Source organism: Halovenus salina (assembly GCF_026410925.1).
GTDB classification, from domain to species: Archaea; Halobacteriota; Halobacteria; order Halobacteriales; family Haloarculaceae; genus Halovenus; species Halovenus salina.
Map to the genome: position 1 here is coordinate 173535 of NZ_CP112973.1, position 15229 is coordinate 188763.

Below are 15229 nucleotides of genomic sequence, written 5' to 3' on the forward strand. Positions count from 1 at the left end.
CAAGAGATTTGAAGCTACCGAGCAGCCAACGGGTCTTCAATCCCGCCCAACTTGCCAAAACTTGGCGAAAAAGGCCGGACGCTCGCTCTACCCGCGTCTGATGCAACCCTTGTACAACAGCAAAATAATTCGAAAAAACGGATGTTTTGAACGCTGCTCGGACCACAATGAGCCACAACATATGTCTGAATACCCTTAGCTCTCCCACTGGAATTTGGGATAGCTACCCGAGACAGTCCGCCAGATCTCTTTAAAATCAAGTTCCATGTTTTTGTCGGCGTCGTTTCCAGCCATTTGACTGGTTGTGAGCCCTTCCACATTCGTCGTCGTATCAGCAGAGCCATCTCCCACTGCTGCGGACTGTCCTGTCGTTTTATTGTCCCAGTATGAGTCCTCCAGATCGACATCTCCACCAGATCCAATCTCGCCTACCAGTCCACCGGTATCCCGCCCGCTAATCTGACCAGTCGCAAACGAATTATCGATTTCGAGTTCGTATCCATTGTGAAGGCTCCCGACGATTCCACCGGCAGTATCTTCCCGACTGGTCACGCTACCGGTTGCGTAGGAGTTCGAAATCGTTGCAGTACCGCTGGCCTGTAGCTGACTCACCCGACCAACCAGCGAGCCGGCACGCCCGTCTGTTTCGACATCACCAGTGGCGAAGGATTCTTCAATCGTTCCGACCCAGTGGATCCCGACTAGGCCGCCGTAATTATGATTACTGGAACTAGCCCCTTCCACTCCGGTTACGTCACCCGTTGCGTGGGAACGTTCAATCGTTCCGAAGTTCTCACCGACCAGTCCGCCAACGCGTGGGAAGTCGTCCTGGGCATCGTTGACCGTCACGTCTCCGGTCGCATACGAATCGCTGATTGTCCCTTCATTTGTCCCGACCAGTCCAGCGACGTGGCGATTGCCCAATTCCTCTATCGTGACGGTTGCAGTAGAGACTGAGTTTTCGACAGTCCCATCGTTGAATCCGACGAGTCCCGCGATTTCGGAGCTATCGCCCGTTATCTTTCCTCTGACCGATGAGTCGATGATTTGCCCACCGTTGGTGTTTTCCCCGACCAATCCGCCGACGTTCTGATTACCAACAACGGCATCGTCATAAACATCAGAAACTTGATATCCTCCAGAGACCTCCATTATAGTGCCCTGGTTTTCACCGACAACCCCACCAACAGCATTGGCTCCACTGATCGCAAAGTCTTCCACGGAGAAGGATTTAATTTCTCCAGACTTTTTGACATTAGCGAATAGTCCGACGTTATCCTCGCTCTCGCGGGCAATCGTGAGTCCGAGGATCCTGTGGCCATCTCCATCGAATGCCCCCTCGAAGTCTTGGATCGGATCGAAACCGTCGCCGCCGTTCCACTCGTCGGTTTTGCTGGCGTCGATATTATTACCAAGCCGATAGCTATCCTTGGGGCTGAGATTGGCTGTTTCGTTGCCGACGGCCTGTAGTTCACTGTCCGTCCGAATAATAAATGGATTCGATTCCGAGCCATCTCCCTCGATATCCGACGCAGTGACGCTCGCTGGTGACGAACTCGGCTCGGAGATGTCACCAATCAGCTCTGAGGCAGTGAGTGTCCGGATCTTGCTGCTCTGTTCGGCACCCACTGCAATGATGGAGTACTCTAACCGAGGATCAACCTCTGCAAGCGAAACCGTATCACCCACGGAACCCATACGACCGTGGATATTGCCTGCCTCGTCTTGAATCAGCACTTCCTCCAGATTCTGCTCCTGCATCAGGAGTACCCGCTCGCCGTTCTCAACCTCCACTGCTGCGTAGGGTGGTGCTGCCGGATTTTCGAGAATACCAAGGGCAACGACGACAATGATACTGCCAAGAACAATGGCGATTGCGACCAACAACAGATTGCCGAGGACTGCTGTCTGGGCTCGATCAGTACCAGACAGGGAATTCATACCTATTGTACCCAGTATGTGTTTAAAAATTTTTATTACCGGCGGGCGTGAGAAGTGTTAACAGGGTTGAGCTGGCTAATCTCAATCCGGCTCTTGGGTTGTCACTTTTCCAGTAGCTATTCCAAACATGGGCCAGCTAAATCGGTTACTCCCACAATCCGGACACTGTAACCCGACTTTTTTGCGGTCAGTGCCGCTGTGGATTGACCGCTGAGGGTGTTGACAACTTTTGTATGTATTCTGAACGCCGTGCAAGATGGAAGGCGCATATCTTGCAGGGTAAATTGTATCAGCCTTCAAGAAATGTTGGCTGATAAATAGCCTGTTAAACAAAGCCCCACGATAATATCTTTAGGAAGTAGTATACTAGTATGAGTACCCAGAATCGCTTGGATAAATTGCTCGGCGCCCTCGCAGATTCGTATCCGCGTGAGTTATTGCTTGCACTTATAGAACATAATCCACAGGATGACGACGACGCCGATCCGTTAAACATCCACGCGGAGGGGGAGGACACCATCTCACAGTTGAATATCTTTATGGGTCATCTTCCGCAGCTCGATAAGATGGGAATCATCGACTGGGATCAGGACAATAATCAAATAACCAAAGGGCCAGACTGGGAGGAATTCGAACCCCTCCTTCAGTTGATTGCCGAGAATAAAGATAGCCTCCCAGCCGGATGGTTCGATGACGGCAAAAGCGAGTGAAAACGGCTACCTGAGCGACGAACGCCAAATTTATCAATGTCCTTATAATCGCCGGACCACCCTCGGCGTATCGATCCTCTATATCTTGCACGGCAGTTCTAATGAATTACTGACAAGTGTATACTTTCGTCCAATCACTGCATTCCCTGGACTGACTGATCCTCGGACTACTCTCTCAGGGTATGTGAACTGTTCTATGACGCCCTCTTATGATATCTAAACACTCACTCAGGAAGAGCGACAGGTGGTCTCGTAAGGACATCGAAGGGCGTGAACAGTTTGGGGAGAATTTCACTGCGAAAACGGGCAAATTTCCTTCGGTAAATCGAACTACGGATGTCGTCGCTAGATGTCAGATATCGACAGGCGGTACGTCTGAGTCTCCTTCGTGTCCCAAGAGATTTGGTCAGTTGTCTCGCCACCGACGCGAACCGTAGCAGAAATTCCATCCTCTATTGGATATCCGCGCATCTCCAGCGTCGTCGCGTCTGCAAGTTCGGTATCGAAGAATTTGACGACGGAAATCTTGTCTTCTGGGCCGAGCCAGCGCCACGTCTTACCGTCAGCCTGTTCCTGGCCGTCGACGCCCTCGCCGAAGAGTACTCCATCTTCTGTCTCGCCAACCGAAACCTCTCGAATGACATCGCCGTCATGATCAAACAATCGGAGGTCAAAACAAGAAAACGCGAGCTGACGGTCGCCCACAGTGACAGTTCGAGAGAACTCCAAAGTAACTGGCTCCCATTGCAATAACCGTGCAGGGGTACGCTCTCCGTCAATTCGCAATTCATTATTTGAGAGTGATATCTCCTCGCTGTCGGTGCGAAAGCCAAATCCAGACAGTGCCTCGGATGTACCAGTCACCGTGTTCTCGGAGAGTGTTACTCCGCTCAGGTTCGAGATTCTGAATCCAAAACCACTGTTGGAGTAGTCCAGACGGTTGAGGTCACGGAGGTCGTTTCTTTCGACGATCACATCTTTCGCGTCAGATAGTTCGATACCCGCCCCAGCAGACGTTTCGATGTCGTTGTCGACAATAGTGATATCCTCGTTGGGGTGAGACTCGGTTGAGTTCCCACCTGGGGCTTCGTGATGTACTAAAATACCGAACGGGGCATAACCGGCAAGAAGGCCGAGACCGGGACGACGGATGGTGTTGTTTCGGACCGTCACGTCCCTGATACCACCCTTTGGCGGCCAGTGCCCAAGGGTTCCGCTATGTAATTCGATCGCACTGAGATGTGTGCCAACGAGGATATTGTTCTCGATGACACCGCCACCAGCACTGCGCGAATTAGATTCGCCCGATGGTTTCGGAATTCGTTGTTTCGAATTGTATAATTCTCGCTATTAGTGGCGGTATTGCCAAGAAAATCTCCCTCGGCGAGTGCCTCTCTGACTGGTTCTTCAAACGTGATTGTGATTGGTTTGACCCGGTCCCCTACGGAAGCAGATGGTCCCTGAACCGATTCCACAGGTGGCAAATCTGTTTTCCGAACACCGGTTGGCGATAACGCCTCCAGACTGTCGCCTGCTTTGACCACGAACGGATGGATTTCTTTCACCTCGACCGTTCTATCGTCCTGAAATCTCCTAATGGTCGTCATTCGATTGTCAACAGCGACACTGTCGTCCCCGAGGGAGTCATGATAGCAGTTCTCGACCGTCGAACGCTCCAGACAGTTCGTGATCCGAATTCCATCAGCTACAGAGGACAGCTGTCGGTCCGAGTTTGGAGGTGGTGCAACGGTACAATCTCGGAACGTAGGGCTCTCACATACTTGAACCGAAAAATCTGCGCCGGAGGCTGTCCGAATCGTGACGTTCTCGAAGTTCGGATTCTCTGTTTTATACATACTAAGGACCGCACCATTGTTTCGAGCGACGACGGTGAGTCGTCGTCCCTCGGCCAGACCGCGGAAATTGGAGTTGCTGTCGAGAGAAAATCGATACGCCCGCCCACCGGTATGCTTGATATCGGAGAAGTATTTCTCCGGAGGGCCGTTTGCCCGAACCCCGCTGAAGAACTGCCCGTCGGGTTCGTGAACCATCGCGTACACACTATCAGCCCGCTGGAATATCGAATGATCGAGTGTCGGATACCCCTCATCGAGAGTGAGCGTCAGCGTTCCATCATCGGATAATACCGTTTCGAGTCTCCCTTGTGTAAACGGCACCGGGTCATAATCCAAAATCAAGTCTCGAATCGTTATATCGGAACCACCAATAAACCGGAATCCACCGATAGACGGGTTTGTCAACACGAACGTTGCACCGTTCCCCTCAATAGTGACATTCTCAACACTCTGAAGTAGGGCGTGCCAATTCGCTCCGCCACCTTGTAGTGGCTCAAACCGGTAGGTATTGGGCTCGACGACCACCGTGCCACCCCCGATCTCTGCGGCCGTCATGACAGCATCCACGAACGACTCAAGATCGCCACCATCGAAGACTCGATCTTTCGGAGTTGCTGTTTCCGTTGGTGTCGGTGTTGCCGTACCAGTCGCTGTCGGTTCGGGCGTGGGTGCCGAAGACGGTGTTTCGCTGGTTGTTATCGGCGTTTCAGAGCTGGCCGTCGATTCGTCTGTGAATACGACTGTCGGTGACGGTGTATCCGATTCTGTCGAGTCGTTACAACCAGCAAGCCCTGCGAGTGCGCCGGTGCCAACAAGCATCTGTAGGTATCGGCGCCGGTTCATCAATTGCTCTCCTGTTGGAAATTATTGACATTTCCCAAACATGCAGTTCTGTAGTTCCCTTCACTAAATGGGCCGGGCATCAACACTCCAATCTCTAAGTGTGTTGCTTCTTTCCAATTGCTGTAGACAGAGCTGTTCACTGGTGACTAATTCGTTACCGAAACGTATCATTTTCTCAGTAATTAAATCTGCTGGTGGATCCACGCTCTGTATGATTCAGGGCCATTGAGAAGTTTCTAATATGAGATAGGTGGAGTAGTAATCTGAAACTCACAAATCCACGGTTGAAGCACCTCTCAGAAGGGTGTGTTCGGGATCTGTGCGGTTGAACACACACCCCACTGTTTCCGTTGAAAACCACACGATAGCGGACTCATTGCCTCGGCGACGCAGTTGCTGAATCGACGAGCAAATACTCTCTATCCCGACTCGTGCCTTCCGCCTTGAGGAGATTGTACTGCTCCATCTTGGACAGGTACGTTCGGACGGTTCGTTTCGTCCGCGGATCGTCAACCTCCTCGGTATAGCGGTCGTAGATCTCGCTTGGTCCCACGGGGGCATGGTCACGAACAATATCGTAGACAACCCGCTGGTGAGGGGTAAGCGAATCGAGGCTCTTCTGTCTGATCTGAGCGCGGGCATCCTCTGCAGCATTTTGAAGGATGCCGTCGGTAATCCGCTCACAATTTTCGCGGTTGGCCGTGCTTGCGGCCGTGCGGAGGATGCCAATCGCGAGGCGGGCATCGCCAGCGGCTGCATCTGCAATCTGGTAGAGTTGGTCGTCGGTGATGACGTCCTCGTTGAGGCCCCATTTTGCACGAGCACTTAGGATGTCGTACAACTGCTCGTCGTGGTACTTGTCCATGCGGACGTGTTCGCTGGAGCGCAGTCGACTTACGAGCCGGTCGTCGACGCGTCCAAACAGCTCTTCCTCTTTGTTTGCGATACAGATGATACCGAACTGTGGGAGGCTGTGGAGGTCGTAGATGACGCTCGGGTCTTCGAGTTGGTCAGCCTCGTCGAGGATGACGACCGTTCGAGGGCCGTCGTGCTGCTGGAGCCGGTCAATGAGCTCGTCGTGGGGTGTTGACTGACGGTGGATGTCGACGGTTGTCCCAAGTTCATCGAGGATTTGGTAGAGCGTTCGGAATCGGGTATAATTGCGCCAGCAGTTGACGTACGTTGTCTTGATATCGAGGACCTCCTCGCGCAGGCGTTCCGTGACGAACTTCGAGACGCACGTCTTTCCTGTTCCGCTAGGTCCCGTCACGATAGCGGTGTCAGCCGGCTCGTCGTTCGTAATGGGTTCGAGAACGCTGGAGAGGAGAGTCACCTCGCTCTCGCGATGCTCAACTTCGCGGGGGACGAATCCGGCTCGGAGGACGCGAGCATCACGTATCATCTCTGGTTGACAGGGTGTTTTCTGAGCAACTCATATAATGCTAGGTGGGTCGCTTCCGGAAAGGTACGACGTAGCAGCGTGATTGAGTGAAATCCCTGTGCGGTTGCGTGGTTCTCGTTATGAAACGCGATAGTTCCCGGAAATACGGCTACTTCTCATTTCTCGATCTCTATAGTCTGGAATAGAATATCAACTTGAGATCCGCTTCTGTCGCGACGGGGGATGAACGCTGGGCGGCGACCTTCCGGTCGCACGCCCAGCTCCTCCTCCACGAGTTGGGGGAGTACCTCGGTTACTCGGCGCCACCGCTGTTAGAACGACTGATCGAAGATGCACAGAAGATTCACCAGCAACGACCAATCTTACAGGAGAGACTCACTGCCGCTACACAGCCGAGAGGTGAGGCTTAGCTAAAGACCAATGCTCCGCAATTGAAGCAGAGGGGGACATGAAAGAGCGACTCAAGAGCATCCAAAGTGAGATCGAGGAACTCCAAGCACTCGGCCTGGATATTTGAATCTTTCTCTGGACTTTTTTTATGTATAATCGGTTTGTTGGAGTGATTTATTGAACTCATAAACAAAATGGAAAAACCACATATGACGATCACAGTACAATCCAATTCTGCGGCTTTTAAAAAAGAACTCGACCGAGTTGGGTACTTTGACCGGGAAAATGAGCCCCTGCGGTAGGGTTGCATTCTCAATTTGGCCCGCCGTTGCGGGGGTGTTGAAATTCTTTTAAGTGTTTCTTGCGACAATATGCGTATTGAGGCGGTTCGGTCAGCAGTTCCCCGAAGGGGATCTGGTGGCCATTGGCTATCGCGGCCGATCAGCGACCCTTCTCCAAAGCCGTTAGGCTTTGAGCGAATTATTCATCGAAGCTCTACCTGAATTCTCCCACAAAGCCAATTTGGCTTTGAACTGTCGAGGAACTTCAGAGGGAGCTGCTAAGTCGGTTAATGTAGCGCGTGCGAGAACCCCTTCCGGGGTTTGTTCGGAGGTGTCTCATTGTGGAGAATTCGTATCTTCACCACGCGTGCACGACTCGCGCGCTACCCTCTGACAGCGTTTAACGAGTACTCAGCACCGCCTTCCTTCTCGAAGAGAACTCACTGACTCAGTGCCCAGTCCGCTTCGTCAGTGGCTCTTCTGACTGACTTTGTGTCCCACGCCCAGTGGCGACACTGTCGATACGTCCGCGATACTTAGCTGAGTCTCACCGTCGCCGTTGAGAGCGTTACAGCACCTATGTTCGATGCAAACCACTACACGCATGACCAGTCGTACGTTCCACAGATTAACCGACCGCACGCACCCGAGCAGTGGCGGACCCGGACGCCCGCCGGACTCACGCTCGTAGAGGCATGGAAGCAGGCAGTCCCGATCCATGCGCCGGACTGCGATGCCGACAGTACCCGTCTGTATGCACCGTACGATGCGCTCCTCGTTGAGCGCTCGGGGGTTCTCAGGACGGTGTTGAACAACGACGGCCGCGTCGAAACAGACGGTCTGTCGACCTGTGCAAATTGCGACGGCCTGTATGATCCTCTTCGGACAGAGGGAAGCTGCCGGTGGTGTGGAGCACCGTTTCCAAGCCAGCGGACGACAGCCGGCGTAACGTTGGTCCGTGGAGGTGAGCAGTGATGAGCGGACCTCCAACAGTCGATCTCGGTGATCTTGACGGTACGCACGGATGGGTGAAGACGAAGGGGTTCGTCAACTGGACCGAAGATGTCGCCTCTTATCAGCCCCGACAGCGTGTAAAACTCGGTGACGATACGAGTCGGGACGGTGTCGTCTGCACGGTCTGGACAGGAGATATTACTCTTGAGGAGGGTGTTGGGTACTACTTCGGCGGCGTGGACGACACCTACGATGAGCGCGAGGAAATTCAACTCAAACTGTTCGAGGGGTCGTGGGCGAACGAGTTCTGGCGGCGGGAGTAACCGATAACACTGTATTATTCTGACTCACGATAACACAGACGCGAACGGTCGACGGTATCGAAGCGGCGGTGGACACATCATTGGAGAGTCGATGCCTGGGACGATTGGAGATGCCGAACGGGCGCTTCACGATGCAGACGGACACACACCAGCAGTGAATAAAGACATCAAGGTCCCGAGCACTGAAACAGAGGAAGGCACAGAGTCAGTAACTACCGGAGATGCCGACGTAAAAGAGTTGTTACAGCGGCTATAAGATCGGCCCGCTCTCGGCGTACTTGACCGGTCAGCGACCGACCCTGTCCACGATGTGTCGCCAGATGCGGCGTATGCTATCCACGAACCCGTAATCTAAATCAGACGTGTTCACTGTTGAACCGGACATACCGGTCTTCTCAGAGTTTGCAAGTTCACGACGAAGGCGTCCAACTCGTCTTTGCTGTGTACCCCGGTATTCGTTGAGATACTGTATCAACTCGGCTCTTGTTTGATCGCTCAACTTCGCCGAGACACTATGGCTCGTGAATGCGGAGTAGACGTTCGCGCTCTTGGTGGTAGAAGTACTCCCGCCACCTGTCGAAATCAAACCGACATCGTACATTGCCCAGACGAATTTAGTAGGTACGGTATCCCCGTCTTTGTATCCAGTATCGGTGAAGATCCTGCCAGCCAAATCAGATACTTGCAGTGTGATTGGAGCGCCAGCACCGACATTTGCCTGAATATAGTAGCCTGTCTGTGACGATGTTGGCACGTACTGTCGGAGAGTAGGCATAACTGATAGATTCAAGCCACACGTAAGCGAGTAGTGATATTGTCCAAGAATTTGGGTGTGGATATGATTTTCCGAGAGATTCAGAAAAGCATCCGGGGCTGGTTTGTCCTAATTGTGGGCGAGACCACCTCAAGAGGTACGCAGGAATTCTGGGGTACCTCAGTGTAGAGAAATTTGATGAAACATAAGTGAAACTCGTTGAATCCGGGGAGCTGTTAGAAGAGGTCTCATTCTCTGCATACGAAGCGAACGAACTTCGGCTGCTCCTTGAACAGCGTCAAGAAGTCGCATTCCACGATGATGTCCTCGAAGATGGCGTCATCGGGATGTGTGCTGCATTTGGGGCAAAAGACTCCGGTGACGCCCGGAAGGCACTCGATCTCCTTTTGAGGGCTGGCGACATTGCTCGTGAGAATGATGCTGAGTCAGTCACCGAAGAACACGTCCGGCAGGCGCGCAACCGCCTGCAACGTGACCAAGTGGTCGAGGGAATTCGAAACTATTCAGAGCATAGCCAGCTCGTCCTTTACGCTCTTCTCCAGCTTGAGAAACGTAGGGAGACGCCAGCACGGACGAGTGAAATCCTCGATATGTACCAGTCGATTGCGACCAGGAAAGCTCTCTCATCCGTCCCCGAGCGTTCTGTTCGTGACTATCTCACCGAACTGAACCAACTCGGTATTATCTCGTCAGAAGAGTACAATCAAAGCAAAGGTGGAGGCAAGTACAAGAAACACGAACTGGTTCAGTCTGTCTCAAGTGTGGAGAATGGATTGTCGATTCTTCTTGATTCTGAATAGTGCTCCTCTGTTGTTATCGAATCAATCTCAACCGGTCAGCTGCTGTGTGGACTGGCCGATCACAGTTTATCCGATAAACCGTGGATTGCTGTATTCTTTCTGTCCGGGTATAAAACGGAGACATCGCGCTGTGGACTGACTGCTGAGGGAACTACCCGATAAGACTGATATTTGTACTGGTATGCAAGATGGAGGACGCGTATGCAGCACTCAATCGTGATTAACGTAAGAAACTTCTTGACGAGAACTGGGATAAATTTAATATTTCAGGCAGGAGTCCAGCAGGTATGGTCCAAGACCTCGTAATTAGTGCACGCGAAGCACCCCGGGATTTCCCCGATGCGCTTCCACAAGTCCCGCCAACGGCTGATGAAATCACTCAACTGCTAGAACTGTGGACAAATGTTGTCCATATTGGCTCATTGCGCTATGAGGATTGGAATGAAGTGCAACGGAGCGAATATATGATATGGACCACGGACGACAACCGGCAATTTCGAGTGATCTGGGACTCTGATGCCAACGCATTCTGGACATGTGAACGGACCAATCCATTACCTGATACCGGAACGCAATTCGGGTAAATAACTTAATCTACCGTTGTAAAAGCGAATAACAGGGAGGCAAAAAGTCAATCTGGACGAGGGGTGCGTTTACATCATCAGAAGATACGTACGAATCCATAGAAGGCAGAGCAGTAGATGACTTGAGAGATGGATTACTCGGTGCCGTATGGATCCTCTGATTGTGTGGGTGCAACTCATCGTGCGCTTTCTATCGTTCTGATGTCCTACGTCCAAAGGATGTGATATGAATACTTATTTAAATATAGCCTGGGACCACGTTATACACTATGTCTCGGACAGGACCCGGATACGTAGAGTCGGAAGCAGAGCTATTCGCTGACCTCGAGCGTAAAGAAGAGAATGGCGAAATCTCTGAAAGGACTGCTAACGCATTCAGAGAGCTCTACGAATTTGCTAAAGAAATCGGTGACGAGGTTCAGATTGGGGAAGCAAAAAACGCTAATTTCCAGGTAAAAGTTGATGCACACCAAGGAGAGTCTCCATCTGACACGAGCGTTTTCACTGCAAACGTCAACGGAAAATTGAAGATTTGGCCTGCAATGATGGTCATCAAGAACGACGCCGGACTCGACTCAGTGGAATGGGAAAAAGAAGACTACGACGAATTTGAACGGGCATTCCATTCCCTGAAAGGAGTCCCACGAGACTCGAAATCAATTAAGTTTGAGACATTCGCGTCGAAAACAGATAGAGACGAATTCATGTCGATGGTCGATGAGTTTGTTACGATTTGTCAAGAGATTCGCATCGGCTACGTAGGAGGAAGAATCCGACGCAGCGACACTCTTCGAAAGAGATCTTCTAAATCGTACATACTCTTTCTGGCAGTTTCTCTTTCTTAAACACCATCGGTACTTCACGAACAGCGTAATCGGTTAGATTGAATCGTTGATTTGACCACGAGAAAGTGTCTGGATTAGGATGTGTTCAAGCTCCCCAATCCAGACGGTTATCTTTCGGCGTCGGAGGTAAAAGACGTAGCGGAAGAGGTCATCACTCCACTCCCGTTGCCGGGTGTCGAGGGGAGCCCCCTCGACCCCGGCGATATCTGGCTCGTCGTCATTTTGGCCTGCACCAATCAGACCTCGATTTGGGAAACCTGCAAGGACACCGACGGAACACCATGCGACGACACCGTCTTGACGTGGCTACATACACTCAATCGGCAGTGGCTCGAATTCGTCGCTAACCTCCTACTCGCTCGCCTGCTATGACGATTCTCGACGCTGACCGGTCGAGAATCGTCTCCATCGACTTTATCGATAACCCCTACCACGGCGATCACTACGCCGATGAAGGCGAACTCTGTTCAATGTCCCCCAAAGATGGGACCACAACGTGTCACCGATACTGTACGGCGTACATCGTTTCCAACGAAAAGCCAGTGACGCTGGCGATGACGTACGTCCGCAACGACGAAGACGAGGCCGACGCGGTCGAGCGCGTGCTCGCCCGCGTCGAGAACTATCCCTTCGAAATCGACCTCCTGCTTGCCGACAGCGGGTTCTACAACGAACGCGTCATCCGCCGTTCCCGTGAGATCGCTGCAACGGTCGTTCACGTTCCCAAGAAAGGTGAGCGCATGAAGGACAAACTCGACGTACACAAGTCGTACATGACGACCTATCGCATGTACAAGGACGAGCGGAGCTCGATCGCGTCTCTACCAGAATGGCGACCGTGGCAAACACGGAGAGGTTGTTCGGGGCTACGTCGCCTGTGGCGTTGCTGAAAAGTCACCGAAGAAAGTCGAACGCCTCTACAGGAAACGCTCAGGCATCGAGACGAGTTACCGGTTGCTTCGGCAAGCACGAGGGATCACGACAACGCGTGATCCCGTCGTGCGATTTGCGATAATGCTCGTCGCGGCACTGCTGGAGAATCTGTGGCTCGTGCTCCGATGGGCGGTCGTCGCCCGCCCGCGGCGGGGCGGGCGCGACCTCCCGGAGGAGTTCACGTTCAAGACGTTCTGTGACTGGATTCGGAACGAACTCGAAGACGAGTTAGAGCGACGCTGGTACGTCGAGGCGAACGGTGTGGGTGTTCCTGAGACGTACGGCTCGGTGGCAGCCGCGGGCTGACCGCGGTCAGCCCACGGCCTGTCCGAGGATCCGTCAGCGACAGCTCTCTGCAGCACCGGCGTAAAATTGCCTGTTCTCGTCCGTTTGGTGTGGTAGCTCGTTTCTGCCGTCCGTTCTTTCACAGTGGTTGCGAGAATCTCCCCAAAATCATACAGAAAGTGATTCGTTTGTGGCGTTCAGATCACGCTGTGTCGACTCGTTCGTGAAGTACCGAATGTGCGGTTGAAAATAATATATTGACGAATTAGGTGAATCCAGCGATGAGCAACTGAATAAATGCAAAGAGTATCAGCACAATCGACGTGAAGATTAGGGCCTTCTGTAGACGTTTTGGGTTCCGGATTGACGCCTTGTAATGTGACCGGTCCCACACACTGAAACTGTACGCTGGGTCGTAGCTGGGAGACCTCCCTGGCCTCAGTGTTCGGAATCCATCTTCGCTCCCAGATGCACCGGCTGCCCCGATACCTACAGTTCCGTGCCCCTCATACGCGAGAAGTTTGTTCCCGATAATTACTGTCTCGGTGTCGCCATCTTCGAGCGGCCCGAATTGCCTTGTCCCTTCGTGAACAATTTGCGTTGGATCAGTCGTGATACTCCACGAGAACTCACTGTCACCGTCGAAGTCGTACTCCGAACCATCATTCTCGATGGTAACCTCAAATTCAGGGGCCTGGTCAGTGAAGTAGACGGGGTCCGGCTTCTCGACGGGCTCGACCCTGAAGGTTAGCCCTTCGAACATTGTTACTTCTTGTGAGGCGGGCATTCAGAAGTCGGTCATGTCGCTCCGATCAAGAATGTTGCTGTCAATCCACAACCATTACACTTCGATAGCGCGGCCAGCCTCGACGTTCTTATGTAACTTTAGGTCGCACACACCGGCCCGCATGTTACATAAGGCTAGCAAAAAGAACTGACGGCTGCCGTCGCGCCAAGGTTCGCGCTACCTCATTGACCTCTTAGTTGTCTTAATCAATACTAAACCAATTTTGGGCGGAATTGATTATATCACGACCATTTTGAAGTACCCCGCCGCTGTCGGGTAAGCACGAATGCTAAACCGGCTCGTGCCGCCGTTTCCCAGGTAGAGCCGACAAGAGCGGGGTCCAAGATTTCTCTGGGGCTCCTCAGCCGAGCCCACGTGAACTGCGAGGACAGCCTCGTGATAGACCAGATGCCTAGGACCTATATCACGACACCGCACGAAAGGTGGTGTATGGCCGGAGGTGAATCAAGTTCCGAGGACCCGATGGAACGCCAACCCACGGATGAAGACCGGGTACGAATGATCGCCCGGCAGGTCTCGGAGCCGCGGACAGCTAACTGGATCGCCTCCGAAACGGACTGGTCACACGAACCCACTAAGCGCGTCCTCACACGGCTCGTCGACGACGGCATCCTCCACCGTGACGAGAGCGGCACCCACACCACGTACTCCCGATTACCGGCGCCAAGCAATGCAGGAGGCGATGCGCCTGCGGGACAGCGGCCACACTGTCGAGGAGCTTACGGACCGGCTTGCGAAGATGAAAACACAAATCCGCGACTGGGAGGCCGAATTCGATGTCGGGTCACCGAACCAGCTTCGCGGCACACTCGCCGACAAAACGCTTGACAGCGACGAAGAAGACCGTCGGCGTGAGATTGCTCGTGAATGGGAACATCTCCAACGGCGTATCAAAATCGTCGGGTTCGCTATCCGCGAGTGGGACTTCCTCGCTCCGACGACAGAGCCCGCCGAGGCCAGTAGCTAACGGATGTCGGTCCCACGTCCCGGTGGTGACCCGAACGCGAATCTCTACGCCCAGCTGAGGCGGGACGTCCTTGATCGCGTGCCACAGATCACAGCCGTTGAGTACGTTCCTGACAATATCGAGGCCAAGCAGCTGCGAGCAATTTTCGATCCGGCTCGTCTTGACCCGCCAACCGGTCCTGAATCACCAGAACTGACCATCAAATGGTACCGACAGGACCCACACGACTGGTTCCGTATCAACTACACTGACCTAAACACGGGATTTCACGCCGGCTGGCACCAAGATGAGGATCATCCTGACCTCGGCGGACCCATTTCCAGTACTCAGTCGACGATGAAGAGGTCCACTGGGGAATCACGTTCGAACACGAGACCCCGTCCCTGATTCTCTGGGAGATCGTCGAAGATCTCCTCGAGGAGGCTCCCCGTACCAATCCGGGAACGAGGACCTATGACCTCCGAGAAGGCGTCTGGAGAACGTGCCGGGCGGTCGCTCGCGAGTTCGTTCGAGCGGTATCTTCAGGACAAGG

Annotated in this window: 10 protein-coding genes and 5 pseudogenes; 10 read left to right on the plus strand and 5 right to left on the minus strand. The window is 53.0% G+C overall.

Annotated elements, in window-relative coordinates; all coding sequences use genetic code 11:
- Positions 1 to 195 precede the first annotated feature (195 nt).
- Positions 196 to 1941: a GLUG motif-containing protein gene (locus tag OSC37_RS17755; protein WP_267164276.1), complete on the minus strand. Its 1746-nt coding sequence runs from the start codon at positions 1939 to 1941 to the stop codon at positions 196 to 198.
- A gap of 371 nt (positions 1942 to 2312) precedes the next feature.
- On the opposite strand from OSC37_RS17755, the gene OSC37_RS17760 reads away from it, so the two are divergent.
- A complete protein-coding gene (locus OSC37_RS17760; RefSeq protein WP_267164277.1) occupies positions 2313 to 2651 on the plus strand; it encodes an ArsR family transcriptional regulator in 339 nt (112 codons plus the stop codon).
- Between the two features lie 345 nt (positions 2652 to 2996).
- On the opposite strand, the gene OSC37_RS17765 is transcribed toward OSC37_RS17760, so the two are convergent.
- From OSC37_RS17765 to OSC37_RS17775, 3 genes are all read right to left on the minus strand, one after another.
- Positions 2997 to 3920, minus strand: coding sequence for a right-handed parallel beta-helix repeat-containing protein (locus OSC37_RS17765; RefSeq protein WP_368409603.1), 924 nt, complete (start codon positions 3918 to 3920; stop codon positions 2997 to 2999).
- Positions 3821 to 4702 carry a hypothetical protein gene (locus tag OSC37_RS17770; RefSeq protein WP_267164279.1) on the minus strand — a complete coding sequence of 294 codons (882 nt, stop codon included), beginning with the start codon at positions 4700 to 4702 and terminating at the stop codon, positions 3821 to 3823. Before OSC37_RS17770 ends, OSC37_RS17765 begins: the two co-directional genes overlap by 100 nt.
- A gap of 1021 nt (positions 4703 to 5723) precedes the next feature.
- Positions 5724 to 6752 carry a Cdc6/Cdc18 family protein gene (locus tag OSC37_RS17775; protein ID WP_267164280.1) on the minus strand — a complete coding sequence of 343 codons (1029 nt, stop codon included), beginning with the start codon at positions 6750 to 6752 and terminating at the stop codon, positions 5724 to 5726.
- A 224-nt stretch (positions 6753 to 6976) separates the two neighbouring features.
- Here OSC37_RS17775 and OSC37_RS17780 point away from each other — a divergent pair.
- From OSC37_RS17780 to OSC37_RS17810, 7 genes and pseudogenes are all read left to right on the plus strand, one after another.
- Positions 6977 to 7162, plus strand: a pseudogene (locus OSC37_RS17780) (IS4 family transposase); the annotation flags it as partial.
- 840 nt (positions 7163 to 8002) lie between these two features.
- On the plus strand, positions 8003 to 8398 hold the full coding sequence (locus OSC37_RS17785; protein ID WP_267164281.1) for a DUF8122 domain-containing protein: 396 nt from the start codon (positions 8003 to 8005) through the stop codon (positions 8396 to 8398).
- A complete protein-coding gene (locus tag OSC37_RS17790) occupies positions 8398 to 8700 on the plus strand; it encodes a hypothetical protein (protein WP_267164282.1) in 303 nt (100 codons plus the stop codon). Before OSC37_RS17785 ends, OSC37_RS17790 begins: the two co-directional genes overlap by 1 nt.
- Positions 8701 to 8791: 91 nt before the next feature.
- Positions 8792 to 8956 carry a hypothetical protein gene (locus OSC37_RS17795; protein WP_267164283.1) on the plus strand — a complete coding sequence of 55 codons (165 nt, stop codon included), beginning with the start codon at positions 8792 to 8794 and terminating at the stop codon, positions 8954 to 8956.
- A 737-nt stretch (positions 8957 to 9693) separates the two neighbouring features.
- Positions 9694 to 10275: pseudogene (locus tag OSC37_RS17800) on the plus strand (cell division control protein Cdc6); the annotation flags it as partial.
- An 853-nt stretch (positions 10276 to 11128) separates the two neighbouring features.
- The gene (locus OSC37_RS17805) at positions 11129 to 11704 is read left to right on the plus strand and encodes a hypothetical protein (protein ID WP_267164284.1); all 576 of its coding nucleotides are present in this window, start codon (positions 11129 to 11131) and stop codon (positions 11702 to 11704) included.
- 81 nt (positions 11705 to 11785) lie between these two features.
- Positions 11786 to 12943 (plus strand): annotated as a pseudogene (locus OSC37_RS17810) (ISH3 family transposase).
- Between the two features lie 244 nt (positions 12944 to 13187).
- Here OSC37_RS17810 and OSC37_RS17815 read toward each other — a convergent pair.
- Positions 13188 to 13709, minus strand: coding sequence for a hypothetical protein (locus tag OSC37_RS17815; RefSeq protein ID WP_267164285.1), 522 nt, complete (start codon positions 13707 to 13709; stop codon positions 13188 to 13190).
- 519 nt (positions 13710 to 14228) lie between these two features.
- On the opposite strand from OSC37_RS17815, the pseudogene OSC37_RS17820 reads away from it, so the two are divergent.
- Both OSC37_RS17820 and OSC37_RS17825 read left to right on the plus strand, forming a co-directional pair.
- Positions 14229 to 14697, plus strand: a pseudogene (locus OSC37_RS17820) (DUF7342 family protein).
- 3 nt (positions 14698 to 14700) lie between these two features.
- A pseudogene (locus tag OSC37_RS17825) lies at positions 14701 to 15131 on the plus strand (hypothetical protein); the annotation flags it as partial.
- Positions 15132 to 15229 lie beyond the last annotated feature (98 nt).

Coding starts and splice junctions, on each gene's coding strand:
- OSC37_RS17775 (WP_267164280.1), bottom strand. CDS start 6,752: ATGATACGTGATGCTCGCGTCCTCCGAGCCGGATTCGTCCCCCGCGAA.
- OSC37_RS17760 (WP_267164277.1), top strand. CDS start 2,313: ATGAGTACCCAGAATCGCTTGGATAAATTGCTCGGCGCCCTCGCAGAT.
- OSC37_RS17770 (WP_267164279.1), bottom strand. CDS start 4,702: ATGGTTCACGAACCCGACGGGCAGTTCTTCAGCGGGGTTCGGGCAAAC.
- OSC37_RS17785 (WP_267164281.1), top strand. CDS start 8,003: ATGTTCGATGCAAACCACTACACGCATGACCAGTCGTACGTTCCACAG.
- OSC37_RS17805 (WP_267164284.1), top strand. CDS start 11,129: ATGTCTCGGACAGGACCCGGATACGTAGAGTCGGAAGCAGAGCTATTC.
- OSC37_RS17815 (WP_267164285.1), bottom strand. CDS start 13,709: ATGCCCGCCTCACAAGAAGTAACAATGTTCGAAGGGCTAACCTTCAGG.
- OSC37_RS17755 (WP_267164276.1), bottom strand. CDS start 1,941: ATGAATTCCCTGTCTGGTACTGATCGAGCCCAGACAGCAGTCCTCGGC.
- OSC37_RS17790 (WP_267164282.1), top strand. CDS start 8,398: ATGAGCGGACCTCCAACAGTCGATCTCGGTGATCTTGACGGTACGCAC.
- OSC37_RS17795 (WP_267164283.1), top strand. CDS start 8,792: ATGCCTGGGACGATTGGAGATGCCGAACGGGCGCTTCACGATGCAGAC.